Annotated in this window: 8 protein-coding genes and 1 tRNA gene; 8 read left to right on the top strand and 1 reads right to left on the bottom strand. The window is 66.1% G+C overall.

Annotated features, from left to right (window positions below):
* Positions 1-19: 19 nt before the first annotated feature.
* The 8 genes from M9978_RS08985 to M9978_RS08950 all read left to right on the top strand — a co-directional run bounded on the left by M9978_RS08985 (position 20) and on the right by M9978_RS08950 (position 14,040).
* Positions 20-913: a LysR substrate-binding domain-containing protein gene (locus tag M9978_RS08985; RefSeq protein WP_254292684.1), complete on the top strand. Its 894-nt coding sequence runs from the start codon at positions 20-22 to the stop codon at positions 911-913.
* A gap of 128 nt (positions 914-1,041) precedes the next feature.
* Complete coding sequence (locus tag M9978_RS08980; RefSeq protein ID WP_254292683.1) at positions 1,042-3,345, top strand: TonB-dependent receptor; 2,304 nt, start codon at positions 1,042-1,044, stop codon at positions 3,343-3,345.
* A 108-nt stretch (positions 3,346-3,453) separates the two neighbouring features.
* Positions 3,454-5,514, top strand: coding sequence for a PQQ-dependent dehydrogenase, methanol/ethanol family (locus M9978_RS08975; protein ID WP_254292682.1), 2,061 nt, complete (start codon positions 3,454-3,456; stop codon positions 5,512-5,514).
* A gap of 8 nt (positions 5,515-5,522) precedes the next feature.
* Positions 5,523-5,972, top strand: a complete 450-nt coding sequence (locus M9978_RS08970; RefSeq protein ID WP_254292681.1) for a GlcG/HbpS family heme-binding protein — start codon at positions 5,523-5,525, stop codon at positions 5,970-5,972.
* A 17-nt stretch (positions 5,973-5,989) separates the two neighbouring features.
* Positions 5,990-8,281, top strand: a complete 2,292-nt coding sequence (locus tag M9978_RS08965; RefSeq protein WP_254292680.1) for a penicillin acylase family protein — start codon at positions 5,990-5,992, stop codon at positions 8,279-8,281.
* Positions 8,282-8,333: 52 nt separating this feature from the next.
* Positions 8,334-10,151 (top strand): DUF885 domain-containing protein, encoded by a 1,818-nt coding sequence (locus M9978_RS08960; protein ID WP_254292679.1) that lies wholly within the window; start codon positions 8,334-8,336, stop codon positions 10,149-10,151.
* Between the two features lie 129 nt (positions 10,152-10,280).
* Positions 10,281-12,368 (top strand): M13 family metallopeptidase, encoded by a 2,088-nt coding sequence (locus tag M9978_RS08955; RefSeq protein WP_436977177.1) that lies wholly within the window; start codon positions 10,281-10,283, stop codon positions 12,366-12,368.
* Between the two features lie 10 nt (positions 12,369-12,378).
* On the top strand, positions 12,379-14,040 hold the full coding sequence (locus tag M9978_RS08950; protein WP_254292677.1) for a M28 family peptidase: 1,662 nt from the start codon (positions 12,379-12,381) through the stop codon (positions 14,038-14,040).
* Between the two features lie 244 nt (positions 14,041-14,284).
* On the opposite strand, the gene M9978_RS08945 is transcribed toward M9978_RS08950, so the two are convergent.
* Positions 14,285-14,371 (bottom strand) — tRNA-Leu (locus tag M9978_RS08945).
* Between the last annotated feature and the right edge of the window lie 56 nt (positions 14,372-14,427).

Genomic DNA, 14,427 nt, shown 5'->3' with positions numbered 1-14,427 from the left:
CTGAGGGTGACAGTTTCTAATGCCGAGAGAATTGCCCAATCTGGACTGGCTGAGGGTGTTCGCTTCGGCGGCCGCGACCGAGAGCTTCTCGCTGGCCGCGCTCGACCTTCATGTCACCGCCGGCGCGGTCAGCCAGCGAATCAAGGCGCTCGAAGCCTATCTCGGCGTGGAACTGTTCCAGCGTTACGCGCAGGGCGTCCGCCTGACCGAAGCCGGCCAGCGCTACGCGCAACGCGTGCTGCCCGGCCTCGAGCAGCTGATCCAGGCGACGCGGGAGGTCGTCGCCATGGACGATGCGAAATCGGTCCGGGTGACCATCCTGCCGGCACTGGCGCAACTATGGCTGGGACCGCGCATCGCGGACTTTCACAAGATGCATGCCGGCGTCACGTTGGAAATCTGGGCCGATCCGGTGCTGATCGATCTGCGCACCTCCAACTTCGATTTCGCGATCCGCTACAGCCGACCGCCCTTTCCCGGTTGCGATCATCAACCGCTGCTGTTGGACGAGCTCGTCCCGGTGGCTTCGCCTGACCTGATCAAGTCCGCCGGTCTCGATACGCATGGCTTTCCGACCGACGCCCCGCTGATGCTCGACACCTATTGGTCGAACGATCTCGACGAATGGCTGCGCCGCACCGGGCGCCCGCGGCCCGCGAAGCTCGCTTCGCAGACCTTCTCGCTCTATTCGATGGTGGTCGAGGCGACGTTGCAGGGGCGCGGCTTCATGGTCGGCCACACCGCGGTGATCGGCGACCACATCCGCGACGGCCGCCTGCTGCCGCTGTTCGACGAGCGCGTCGCCACGGCGAACCAGTTTCACCTGCTGACCAAGTCGGCCATGCCGATGTCGCATACCGCGCAGACCTTCGCGGAATGGGTGGCCGATCAAGCCGCAAGCAGCGGCGGGTGATCGCAGCCGCAGCGTTTCTGACCCAAACGCCTAGAATTACTCGCATTGCAAGAACGGCCCCTGCCGCGACAACATTTCATTCTCGAAAGCGCCGGAACGACCGGTCCGAACACAGGGGGATGAAAGTGATGATGCGAACCAGGGCCACCCGTTTCAGTCTGGCCGCGCTTGCCGGCACCGCACTCGCGACTTCGCTTCCCGCCTTGGCGCAAACCGCCGCCGAGACGCGCGGCGACGGCGAGATCGTCGTCACCGCGCGCAAGTCGGACGAGCGAATCCAGGACGTGCCGGTGTCGATCACCGCGGTTTCGGGCGAGACCCTGCGCGACCGGGGCGCGAACGAGTTGCAGGACGTGCTGCGCAGCGTGCCCGGCCTGTCCAACCAGAACGCCGAGCGCGGCTTGTCGCGCTACACCATCCGCGGCCTCAGCACCTACGCGTCCTCGCCGACCACCGGCCTGTATCTGGACGACGTCTCGCTGGTCACGATCAGCACGACGTTCAGCGGCGGCTTCGATCCGGTGTTCTTCGACATGCAGCGGATCGAGGTGCTCAAAGGGCCGCAAGGCACGCTCTATGGCGGCAGTGCGATGGGCGGCGCGATCAAATATGTGAGCAACCGGCCCGATGTGAACCGCTTCGGCGTCGAAGCCGCTATCGGCGTCGCCGCGGTCGAACATGGCTCGCCGTCGTACAATGGGGAAGTGGTGGTCAACGCGCCGATCGTCGAAGGCTCGCTCGCCTTCCGCGGCGGCTTTTTCTATCGCCATGACGGCGGTTATATCGATGCCGTCCCGGGCCTGATCCAGACCTCGTCGAAGTCGAGCGCGCCGTTCCCGACCTATGTGCCACTGCAGCGCGACGCGCTCAGCACGCGCAGCGCGAAGGACATCAACTATGGCGACACTTACGCGCTGCGCGCCTCGCTCGAATGGCAGCCCGACGAGAGCTGGTCGATCCGTCCGCAGATCTTCTTTCAGGACTCGAAATTTGCCGACAACGGCCATTTCTTCATCAACCGGCCGGATTTCCAGGCGGCCCACCGCTTCGCGCAGCCGAACAAGGATCGCGCAGCGATCTACAGCCTCAATATCGACAAGGACTTCGGCGGCGTCCGGCTGACCTCGCTGACCGCGCGGTTCGATCGCCAGTTCGATTATGTCCGGGACTACAGCTTCTTCATCGGCGGGCTGGTCGCGCCACTCTATGCGCTGACCAGCTACAATCTCTCCGACAGCACTGTCTCGACCTTCAGCCAGGAAGTGCGGCTGGCGTCGAACACGCCGGACTCGCGACTGCGCTGGGTGATCGGTGGCTATTATTCCAATCAGGACGACAATCTCTACCAGGCAGTCGACACGCCCGGCGCCGCGGCCCTGCTCGGCGCAAACCGGCTGTATTTCGGCGACACCACGACCAAGACCAAGCAATATGCGGCATTCGGCGAGGCCAGCTTCGAACTGATCGATGGCCTTGAGGTCACTGCAGGCGTCCGTCTGTTCAAGGTCGAGCAACGCGTCGATGCGCTGATCAGCGGGCCGCTCGCCGGCGTTGGCGGTGGCGTCATCAACGGCCGCATCAGCAAGGAGGACGGCGTCAATCCCAAGGTCGGGCTGTCGTACAAGGTGACGTCCGACAATCTGATCTTCGCCTCGGCAGCCAAGGGCTTCCGCCCGGGCGGCGCCAACCGCTACGCGATCAGCACCTCAGTCTGCGGCGCCGCGCTTGCAGCATTGGGCCGCACCAGCGCGCCCGATGCATTCGAATCGGACAATCTGTGGACCTACGAGGTCGGCACCAAGAACCTGTTCGGCAACGGCAAGGTGATGCTGAACGCCGCCGGCTATCTGACCAAGTGGAAGAAGATCCAGCAATCGATCGGCCTCGCCTGCGGATTTGGCTTTACCGACAATGTCGGCAGCGCCGAGATCAAGGGTTTCGAGGTGGAAGGCCGGGTCGAGCCGGTCGCCGGTTTCGAGATTGGCGGAACCGCCGCCTACACCACGGCCAAGGTGACCGAGGCTGCGCCGGGAACGGGCGTGGTGGTGGGCCAGGGCCTGCCCAACGTGCCGGAATGGACCGCGACGGCCTATGCCGGCTATTCGATGGCCATCTCCAATGGCTGGCGCGTCGATCTGCGCGGCGAGTATCAATATCAGAGCCGCGCGCTGTGGGCGATCAATCCGACCCGGACGATCACCTATTCGAACGGCGTCACCGCCACCGGCCCGAACCCGAGCCAGTATCGTGCGCCATATGACGTCGTGAACGCGTTCGTGACGATCGGCAACGACGACACCTCGGTTCGTCTCTACGCACGCAATCTGTTCGATGTCCGCCCTTACCTCGATCTCGATCTGACCACGGGCGTGGATCGTGCGCTGACGATCCGGCCGCGCACGATCGGGGTCGAGCTGCGCCAGAGCTTCTAAACAGACGAGCGCTCGGGCGCGCCGGTTGAAGGCGCGCCCGTTTTTCCCAACAAGAAGCGACGACAAGTGGTGGAGCCAGGGATGCGTGGTTTACGACGGTGGGGGCCGATGATCGGCCTGCTGGCCTTGCTCGCGGGATGCGGCGGCGAAAAGCAGGACGCGGGCGCGCCGTGGCAGCAGGAAACCGCCTATTTCTACCCCACCGCGCAGATCGACGCTTCGAATGTCGAGAAGCTCGGACTCACCTGGGAGTTCACCGACATCGTCGTGCGCGGCCGCACCAACCGCGGCATGGAGGCGACGCCGATCGTCGTCGATGGGATCATGTACGTCACCGGGCCGTGGAGCGTGGTCTATGCGCTCGACGCGAGGACCGGCAAGCTGCGCTGGCAATATGATCCGGAGGTCGACGGCCAGTTCGCACGGCGCACGTGCTGCGACGCGGTCAATCGCGGCGTCGCGGTCGATGACGGCATGGTCTATGTCGCCACGCTCGACGGTTATCTTGTCGGGCTGGATGCCAAGACCGGCAAGCAGGTCTGGAAGACCGACACGATCACCGACCGCACCCGCAGCTATGCCATCACCGGCGCGCCGCGCGTCGCGGGCAAAAACGTCGTCATCGGCAATGGCGGCGCCGAGATGGGCGTGCGCGGCTATGCCACCGCGCTCGACAAGAAGACCGGCAAGCTCGCCTGGCGCTTCTTCATCGTCCCCGGCGATCCGGCGGCAGGGCCGGACGAGCACCCCGAAGTGGCCGAGGCGCGCAAGACCTGGGACCCCAAGTCGCGCTGGGACCTGGGCGGCGGCGGCACCGCGTGGGATTCGATCGTCTATGATCCCGACACCAACACCGTCTTGGTCGGCACCGGCAATGGCAGCCCGCATCCGGCATGGCTGCGCAGCCCGGCGGGCGGTGACAATCTTTACCTCTCCTCGATCCTTGCGCTCGACGCGGATACGGGCCGCCGGCGCTGGCACTATCAGACCACGCCGCGCGACAGCTGGGACTATACCGCGACGCAGAACATGGTGCTCGCCGACATCGAGATCGGCGGCAAGCGGCGCAAGGTCGTCATGCAGGCGCCGAAGAACGGCTTCTTCTACGTCCTCGACCGGGTAAGCGGCGAGCTGTTGTCGGCGGAGAAGTACACGACCGTCACCTGGGCTGACCGCGTCGATCTCAAGACCGGGCGACCGGTGTTCACTGCCCAGTCCGACTTCAGCAAGGAGAGCAAGCTCGTCTGGCCGTCGGAGGCGGGCGGGCATAACTGGCCGCCGATGGCGTACAATCCCGCCACGGGGCTGGTTTACATCCCGGTGATCGAGGCGCCGATGACCTTCACCACCACGCCACAGCCGGCACGCCCCTATTCGAGCGTGCAGGGCGTCACGACCAGCCTGCCAGGGCTTTTGCCCATGTTCGGCGCGCCGATCCCCGAGTTCAAGGGCCAGCCCAAGCCACGGTTCGAGAACGTCCTGAAGGCCTGGGATCCGGTGAAGGGCAAGGTCGTGTGGAGCTCGAAGGTGATGCCGTTCTGGAGCGGCGGCGTGATGACCACCGCCACCGGCCTCGTCGTGCAGGGTTCTGCCGACGGCTTCCTCACCATCTATGACGGCCGCGACGGCAAGGTGCTGCGCCGGATCGAGATCGGCACCGGCATCATGGCCGCGCCGATGAGCTACGAACTCGACGGCGAACAGTATCTCGCGGTCCCGGCGGGCTTTGGCGGCGCGATGAACGCGGTGCACCTGCCCGGCTGGGCCGCGAACAAGCGCGAAAATGCCTCGCGCCTGCTCGTCTTCAAGCTCGGCGCGACCGGACAACCGGCATTGCCGCCGCTGCTCGCCAGGACGCCGCTGGCCCCGGCCCCGGCCAAATATCGCGGCAGCGCGGCGCAGGTCGAGCGGGGCGCGACGCTGTTCCGGGCAAACTGCGCACGCTGTCACGGCAGCGGCGCCGATCTGCCGAGCGGCTATCCCAACCTCTACAAGATGACGCCGGAGACTCACGACGCCTTCCAGCAGATCGTGCGCGGCGGCGCGTTCACCCATGCCGGCATGGCCGCCTTCGCCGACGTGCTGAGCGAAGGCGATGCCCGCGACATCCACGCTTATCTGGCGAAGCCGCCGGCGGGCGCTTCGCCGCCGCCGAAGCCTTCGCATTGAGGACTCCCATGAAATCACTCGCCCTCATTCTTGCGCTGGCGCAGGCGGCTCCAGCGGTTGCCCAGACCAGTACCCTCGGATTCGAGGACGCTGCCGGCATCGCGTCGCGTGCCGTCGCCGCCGCCAGGTCGAGCGGCCGGCCGATCGCGGTGGTGGTCGTCAATCGCGAAGGCCGCGTCCTGGTCGCGATGCGGATGGACGGCGTCTCCCATATCAATCTCGACGTGGCGCAGGCCAAGGCAGTGACCGCCGCCGCGCTCGGCGCGCCGACGTCGGCGCTCGAAAAGGCGGTGGAGACGGGCAAGACCTCGCTGCAGTCGGTCGACGGGATCAGCCTGATCGGCGGCGGCGTGCCGATCAGCCGGAGCGGTCAGGTGGTCGCCGGGATCGGCATCAGCGGCGGATCGCCACAGGACGACGAAGCGGCGGCGCTCGGCGCCATCGGCAAATCAAAATGAACAATGGGGTAGCGAAGATGACGGTTGGTTCCATGCGTATCCGTGCCGGCATCGCCGTGCTGCTTGCGAGCGCGAGTGTCGCGGCGGCGTTCCCCGCTCAGGCCGCTCCCGGCACGGACGCGACGATCACGCGCACGCGCTTCGGCATCCCGCACATCAAGGCGAAGACGTTCGCCGGGCTCGGCTATGGCGCCGCCTATGCGCAGGCGCAGGACAATATCTGCCTGCTCGCCGACGCCTATATGAGCGTCGCGGGCGAGCGCTCGCGCTTCTTCGGGCCGGACGGTGCGGCGACGATCGGCGTGTGGCCCGGCAAGAATATCGACAATGACGTCTTCTACCGCACCGTGCTCGACGATGCCGCGCTGACCGCCGGCTTCAGGCGGCTCGCGCCGGACTCCCGCGCCGTGATCGACGGCTGGGTCGCGGGCTACAACCGCTTCCTCAAGGACCGTGCCGGACGTCTGCCCGCGGCGTGTGCCAACCAGCCCTGGGTGCGCGACATCACGCGGCTCGACGTGCTGCGCTGGGCCAATGCCTTTCAGCTGTTCGCTTCGTCCGCCGGCCTCAGTGTCCAGATCGCGCAGACCCGGCCGCCCGGTACCGAGCCTGCGAAGGCCGCACCGGCGACCGGCGCCGTCGCCTCGGGCGAGATCATGCTGGGCAGCAACGGCTGGGCGTTCGGCGGCGACGCCACCGCGAACGGCCGCGGGCTCGTGGTCGGCAATCCGCATTTCCCGTGGATTGGACCGAACCGCTTCTATCAGATGCACATGACGATAGCGGGCAAGTTCGACGTCGCGGGCGCTGGCATCATGGGCCAGCCCTATATCGGCATCGGCTTCAACAAGGACGTCGCCTGGACGCATACGGTCGATACCGCCGTCCACATGACGCTCGCGCGGCTGACGCTCGATCCCGCTGATCCGACGGTCTATCTGGTCGATGGCAAGCGCATGCCCATGATCCGGCGTCAGCTCAGCATTCCGGTCAAGGACGGCGCGCCGATCGTGCGCACTGTCTATGCCTCGCGCCACGGGCCGATCGTGTCGATCCCCGGCACGCCTTATGCCTGGACGCGCGAGACCGCCTGGGCGGTGCGCGATGCCAACCACAACAACATGCGCGCGGCCGACAATTATCTCGCCTTCGGCAGGGCGCGAACGGTCGACGACCTGCGCGCCGCGTTGACCCAGCACATGGGGTCGGGCTTCATCAACACGATTGCCGCCGACCGCGGCGGCGCGTCGATGTTCGCCGACATCACGCCGGCGCCCAACCTTTCCGCCGAGCGCTTCGCCGAGTGCGGCAAGCGCGGCGACAAATTACCCAACCTCTATTCGCGCATGTACGAGCTCGATGGCAGCCGATCGTCGTGCGACTGGGCCAGCGACAGCGCCGCCCCCGCCCCCGGCCTGCTACCGGGCCGCGAGATGGTCGTGCAGTTGCGCCGCGACTATGTGCAGAACTCCAACGACAGCTATCGCTGGACCAATCCGGCGCTGCCGCCGGTCGAGCGCGCGCCGATGCTCGGTACCGATCCCGGCCCGCTGCCCGACATGCGCACGCGCTCGGGCGTTCAGGCGATCCGGGCGATGCTCGCCGCGGGCAAGGTCGATATCGATCGCGGCGCGGCGGCGATGCTGAGCAACAAGGTGTTCGTCGCCGACCTCGTGCTGGGCGACCTGCTCCAGCTGTGCAAACGGTCAGGCGCGCCGGCCGACGCGTGCGCCGCGCTGGCCAAATGGGACGGCAAGATGGAGGTCGATAGCCGCGGCGGCATGCTGTTCTCGGCCTTCTGGATGCGCGTCACCAATTCGGGGCGTAATATCTGGAAGACGCCGTTCGATCCCAAGGACATCGTCGGCACGCCGGCCTCACTCGACATAACGGGCGCGGCCGGCGACGCGCTGCTCGCCGATCTCACGGCTGCGGCGGGCCTGTTCAAGCTGCTCGGGGTTCCGCTCGACGCGCCGCTCGGCCAGATCCAGTTCGCCGAGCGCGGCGCCGAACGCATCCCTGTCTCGGGCGGCGCGTGGGGCGGCGTGCTCAACTGGATGGGCGGGCTGCCGACCAAGGGTGGGTTCAACGTCATCCACGGCAGCAGCTACATCCAGTCGGTGACGTTCGATGACAAGGGGCCGGTCGCCAAGTCGATCCTCACCTATTCGCAATCGAGCGATCCCGCCTCGCCGCACCATGCCGACCAGACGCGCGAATTCGCGAAGAAGCAGCTTCACCGTTTTCCTTTTACGGACGCCGAGATCGCAGCCGACGCGATCGGCCAGCCGCTCAAACTGGGTAAGTGATCCGCGAATGGACGGCGCCCGTTCGACGGCGCATGAAGCGTAAGTCTTGGAGATGATGATGCGTCGTGCCCTCGCGCTGCTGCTTGCCCTGCCCGTCATTCAGGGCGGCACCCTTGAACCCGCCCCAGTCGCGACCATGCAAGCGCAGACGCAGGATGCGGCGCTGCTGGCGTTCCTCGACCAGGCGTTCGACGAGCAACTCAAGCTCAGCCCGGAGGCGCAGACGCAGCTTGGCTTCAAGACCAACTATGGCCGGCTGGACGACTATACCGACGCGGCGGCGGTGCGCGAACGCGAGCTGGCCGAGCGGCAACTCAAGGCGATGCGCGCGCGGTTCGATCCGGCGAAACTCGGCGAGAGCGCGCGCGTCAGCTTCCGGCTGTTCGAATATGAAGTCGAGCGCGGGCGCGAGTCGTTCCGGTTCCGCCAGCTCCGCTTTCCGATCTCGACCAGCGGCAGCCCGGCGGGCGCGATCCCCGTCCTGCTGATCAACACGCACAAGATCGACAGCGTCGCCGACGCCGAAGCCTATATCGCCCGCTTGCGCGACACCGAGCGTGTGATGCGCGAAGTCTCGGCGACGATGCGGCGGCAGGCGGACGCGGGCATCGTACCCAACAAGGTCAATTTCGCGCCGGTTCGGGCAGACGCGCGGAAGGTGATCACGGGCGCCCCCTTCGACGGCGGCCCCGAGTCGACGGTCTGGGCGGATTTCAGCAAGAAGGTCGCCGCGCTGAACACACCGGCGCCGGCCAAGGCGGCGCTGCTGGAGAAAGCGCGCACCGCGCTCACCGGGCCGTTCCGCAAGGGCTATGATTTCCTGATCGCGACGCTGGATCAGACCGAGTCCAAGTCGAAGGGCAATTTCGGCGTGTGGAACCTGCCCGACGGCGCGGCCTACTATGCCGACCGGCTCAAGGCATCGACCACCACCAACCTGACGGCGGACCAGATCCACCGGCTCGGCCTGGCGCAGGTCGCGGCGATCCGCGGCGAAATGGATGCGATCAGGCGCGAGGTCGGTTTCCAGGGGACGCTCGAACAATTCTTCGAGCACATCCGCTCCGATCCGAAGTTCAAATATGCGAACACCGAAGCGGGTCGCGAGGAATATCTTCGCGACGCCCGCGCGGTGATCGGCGCGGCGATGGCGGCAGCACCGCGCTATTTCCATATACTGCCCAAGGCGGGGCTCGAGGTACGCGCGGTCGAGAAATGGCGCGAGCGAACCGCCTCGACCGCCTTCTACAACGCGCCTTCCGCCGACGGCGCGCGACCGGGCATCTTCTACGTCAACCTGGTCGACATGACCCAGACGCAGAAGGTTCAGCTCGCGGCGATCGCCGCGCATGAAGGCGCGCCCGGCCACCATTTCCAGATCGCACGCCAGCAGGAACTGGTCGGGATTCCCAAGTTCCGCAGGTTCGGCGGCTATGGCGCCTATACCGAAGGCTGGGGACTCTATTCCGAGCGTCTGGCGAACGAAATGGGCGTGTACAAGGGACCGTATGACCGTTTCGGCATGCTCTCGCTGCAGGTGTGGCGCGCGATCCGGCTGGTACTGGATACCGGTATCCATTCCAAACGCTGGACGCGCGAGCAGGCGATCGCCTATTTCCGCGCGAACAGCTCGCTGTCGGATACCGATATCGCGCGCGAGGTCGACCGCTACTTCAACTGGCCGGGACAGGCGACGAGCTACATGGTTGGACAGCTGCGCATCGCGGCCCTCCGCACCAGGGCCGAGAAAGCGCTCGGAACGCGCTTCGACATTCGCGACTTCCACGAGGCGGTGCTGGGTCAGGGCTCGTTGCCGCTCGACATCCTCGACGAACAGGTCGATCGCTACATCGCCGCGAAGCGCAGATGATTCATACGCTCGCCGCACCGCATTGCTGACCGGCTCGCGCCGACGCCTAGATGATCTGCGGGTCTGCGCCAGAATTATTCGGTTTGGCGCATGGCGCGTTTTCGGCACCATCGCGCCGTGAGCAACAGGATGATCAAAGTGGCGAGCAAGGCCAGTGCGGGCAAGCCGGCGCTTCGCCTGCTTGGCCCCGTTGCCCTTTTGGGTCTTGCAGGGCCGGGATCGCTGGCATCGGGACAGCCCTCCAAGGTCGCGGACTCGGCCGCTCCGGCGGTCGGGGCCTATGGCTTCGACGAAAGCGGCATGGACCGCTCGATCAGGCCCGGTGACGATTTCTTCGCCTATGCCAACGGCGGCTGGGCCCGATCGACGCCCATTCCTGCGCATCTTGCCAATTACGGCATGTTCCAGATGCTCGATGAACGCTCGAAGGCACGCGTGCGCGACATTCTCGAGGCGGCAAAGGCGGATCCCGCCAGCCAGATCGGCCGCGCCTATGCGAGCTATCTCGACGCGCCCTCGGTCGAGCGGCAGGGACTGGCACCGATCCGGCCGTGGCTGGACCGGGTCAGAGGATTGAACAATCGCAGGGGCTACACGTCCCTGATCGCCGAGGCGCTCGAGATGGGGATCGCCGGGCCGGTCGCCTGTCCCGCCATCCTCGGCTGCGTGGTGCCGGACAAGCTCGATCCCACACGGGCACAACTGATCCTGCAACAGGGTGGCACCGGCCTCCCCGACCGGGACATGTATCTGCTCGACCAGCCGCGCATGACGCAGATCCGCGCGGCCTATGTCGATCATCTCGCCAGGATGCTCGCTCTGGCGGGCGAGCGCGACGTGGACCGGCGCGCGCGCGCGATCCTCGCGCTGGAAACCGAGATCGCGCGGGCGCACTGGACGCGCGAGGATTCGACCGACGTCACCAAGACGTACAACAAGGTCAAGCTGACCGATACGAAGCGCTTCGCCTCGCCCACCTTCGATCTCACCGCGCTGCTGAAAGCGCTGAGTTCCAGGATCAGCGAGCTTCAGGTGACGCAGCCGAGCGCATTCGCCGCGATCGCGGCAGCGCTCGACCGGGCACCACTGGAGGTGTTGCGCGACCAGTTGATGGTACGCAGTCTGGAGAGCCTGGCGACCGCGCTGCCTGAAGCGGTGTACCAGCAGAATTTCGCCTTTTACGGCAAGGCACTCAAGGGCACGCCCGAACCCGACCCGCGCTGGCGGCGCGCGGTGGTCTTCACCGAGACGGCGCTGGGCGATGCAGTCGGCCGGGAATATGTCGCCCGGCATTTCCCGCCCGAATATAGAGCGAGTGCGAACGCGCTGATAGCCAATGTGATCGCGGCCATGGACGCGCGGATCGCCCGGCTCGACTGGATGCAGCCGCACACCAAGCTGCGCGCGCGCAAGAAGCTCGCCGGGTTCACGGTCAAGATCGGCTATCCCGATCGCTGGCGCGATTATGCGGGGCTCGAGATCAGGGCCGGCGACCTGTTCGGCAATCTCGTTCGCGCCAACCGCTTCAACGTCCGGTATCAGCTCGACCGGCTCGGCAAGCCGTTTCCCCGCGACGAATGGCTGATGTCGCCGCAGACCGCCAACGCCTACGCCAATTTCGGCCTGAACGAGATCGTCTTCCCGGCCGCCATGCTGCAGGCGCCGTTCTTCGATCCGAACGCAGACCCCGCGCTCAACTATGGCGGGATCGGCGGGATCATCGGCCACGAGATCAGCCATCATTTCGACGATCAGGGTGCGAAATATGACGAGCAGGGCCGGCTCGCCAACTGGTGGACGCCGCAGGATGTCGCGGCGTTCACCAAGGCGGGCAAGGCGCTGTCAGCGCAGTATGAAGGCTATGAGCCGCTGCCGGGCCAGCGCGTGAAAGGCGAATTCACGCTGGGCGAGAATATCGGCGACCTCGCCGGGATCGCGGTCGCCCATGACGCGTATCGCCGCTCGCTGAACGGCAAGCCGGCGCCAGTGATCGCCGGGACCACCGGCGACCAGCGCTTCTTCCTCGGCTGGGCGCAGATCTGGCGGCGCAACTACCGCGAGGCGGACCTGCGCCAACGCCTGCTCACCGATCCGCATGCGCCGTCGATCCAGCGCGTCTGGATGGTCCGCAATCTCGACGGCTGGTACGACGCCTTTGCGGTCAAGCCGGACGACAAGCTGTATCTCGCGCCCGCGCAGCGCATCCGCATCTGGTAGGGGCAAGCGGATGAGGTTCGTCCTTCCTGTCCTGCTCGGGCTCCTTTGCGCCGCTTCCGTCTCGGCGCAGGACCGGACGGGCCTGCCGGCGATACCGATAGCGACCCTGAAGGAGGCACTGCGCACGCTCGCTTCCGATGAGTTCGAAGGCCGCGCACCGGGGACGCCAGGGGAACAGAAGACGCTCGATTACCTCGTCCGGCATTTCCAGAAGGCGGGTCTGAAGCCGGGAAACCCAAATGGCCCAAACGGCCCCAGCTGGTTTCAGGACGTGCCGCTGGTCGCCGTGACCAGCCAAAATCATTCGGGCCTCAGCTTCACGGGAGGGACGCAGCCACTCAGCCTCAAGCACGGGTCGGACTACGTCGCCGTCTCCTACCGCCCGGTACCGCGGACGGCGGTCAAGGACAGCGCGGTCGTGTTCGTCGGCTATGGCGTCAACGCGCCTGAAAAGGGCTGGAACGACTATGCCGGGATCGACGTGAAGGGGAAGACCGTCATCATCCTCGTCAACGATCCCGACTGGCAGTCCACGGGGCTGGACGGGCCGTTCGGCGGGCGGGCGATGACCTATTACGGCCGGTGGACGTACAAATATGAGGAGGCGGCGCGGCAGGGCGCGGCCGCGGCGCTGATCGTTCACCAGTCCGAACCCGCCGCCTATGGCTGGGGAACGGTTCAGGTGAGCTGGAGCGGCGAGACCGACATCGCCGACGCCCCCGGCGATGGCAGCAAGCCGCCGGTGTCGGGATGGATCCAGCTCGACAAGGCGCGCGCGCTGCTGGCGAGCGGCGGGCGGGATTTCGACACGCTCGTCGCTGCGGCCAGCCGCAAGGGGTTCAAGGCGGTGCCGCTCGCCGGCGTGAAGGCGTCGCTCAGCTTCGACAATGCGCTGCGCCGGCACCGTTCCAAGAATGTGATCGGCATCCTGCCCGGCGCCAGGCGGCCCGGCGAATATGTGCTGCACACCGCGCATTGGGACCATCTCGGCAGATGCGAGCCGGCGCCGGACGGCGACGACATCTGCAACGGGGCGGTCGACAATGCCAGCGGCACAGCCGCGCTGATCGCGCTCGCCGAGGCGAACGGCAAGGCCGGTCCGGCCGATCGCAGCATGGTGTTCATCGCGTTCACGGCGGAGGAATCCTATCTCCTCGGCGCGGATCACTATGGCGCCAATCCGGTGTTCCCGCTGGGCAGGACGGTGGGCGGGATCAACATGGACACGCTGATCCCCACGCCCGCTGCACTCAACGTGGTGATGGTGGGGCGTGGCAAATCGGATCTCGATGCCTATCTCGACCGCGCGCTGGTGAAGCAGGGCCGGGTCAACTCACCCGAGCCGACGCCGGAACGGGGATCCTACTACCGTTCCGATCACTTCAGCCTGGCGAAGCGTGGCGTCCCGATGCTGTTCCTCAAGGGCGGGGACGATCTGATCGAGGGAGGCAAGGCCGCCGGACAGGCGCTCGCGGCCGATTACGTCAGGAACCGCTACCACAGTCCGAAGGACGAGTTCGACCCGAACTGGAACTGGGACGGCCTCGCGCAGGATGTGCAGATCTATTATGCCGTCGGCCGCGAGCTGGCGATGACAACCGGCTGGCCGAACTGGGTTGATGGCGACGAGTTCCGCGCGATTCGGGACAAGTCGCGCACAGGTGCAAAGTGAGCAGCCGGGCGTAGTCTGGCTTCGCATCCATCGGTTTACCCGCTCTCAAGATGAACGGACGTCGGTGCGGGCGTGCAGATCGACGGGCTGAAACGGTCCGCCCCAGCAGTCACAAAATGAGCCTCTTTTTGCGGCTCTTTGCTGGAATCAGCTGGATTAACCCTGACGGTTACCAGCGATTGTCGGTGAAATTATGATTTGAAACCAGCCGCTTGCTGGATGCCCCCGGTTGAATCCGGAAAAATGGTGCCCAGAAGAGGACTCGAACCTCCACGGCCTTGCGACCGCCAGCACCTGAAGCTGGTGCGTCTACCAATTCCGCCATCTGGGCACGGGGTAGGCGAGCGCCTCTACGGATGCCCCATTGCGCTGTCAACCGCTCCAAGG

The organism is Sphingomonas tagetis, from assembly GCF_024211275.1.
GTDB lineage: Bacteria > Pseudomonadota > Alphaproteobacteria > Sphingomonadales > Sphingomonadaceae > Sphingomonas > Sphingomonas tagetis.
The sequence above is the reverse complement of the archived record's forward strand: the minus strand, read 5'-3'. Positions and strand labels throughout refer to the sequence as shown.

Excerpts from the sequence above, each read along its gene's own strand:
- M9978_RS08985 (WP_254292684.1), top strand. The coding sequence starts at position 20 with ATGCCGAGAGAATTGCCCAATCTGGACTGGCTGAGGGTGTTCGCTTCG.
- M9978_RS08980 (WP_254292683.1), top strand. The coding sequence starts at position 1,042 with ATGATGCGAACCAGGGCCACCCGTTTCAGTCTGGCCGCGCTTGCCGGC.
- M9978_RS08975 (WP_254292682.1), top strand. The coding sequence starts at position 3,454 with ATGATCGGCCTGCTGGCCTTGCTCGCGGGATGCGGCGGCGAAAAGCAG.
- M9978_RS08970 (WP_254292681.1), top strand. The coding sequence starts at position 5,523 with ATGAAATCACTCGCCCTCATTCTTGCGCTGGCGCAGGCGGCTCCAGCG.
- M9978_RS08965 (WP_254292680.1), top strand. The coding sequence starts at position 5,990 with ATGACGGTTGGTTCCATGCGTATCCGTGCCGGCATCGCCGTGCTGCTT.
- M9978_RS08960 (WP_254292679.1), top strand. The coding sequence starts at position 8,334 with ATGATGATGCGTCGTGCCCTCGCGCTGCTGCTTGCCCTGCCCGTCATT.
- M9978_RS08955 (WP_436977177.1), top strand. The coding sequence starts at position 10,281 with ATGATCAAAGTGGCGAGCAAGGCCAGTGCGGGCAAGCCGGCGCTTCGC.
- M9978_RS08950 (WP_254292677.1), top strand. The coding sequence starts at position 12,379 with ATGAGGTTCGTCCTTCCTGTCCTGCTCGGGCTCCTTTGCGCCGCTTCC.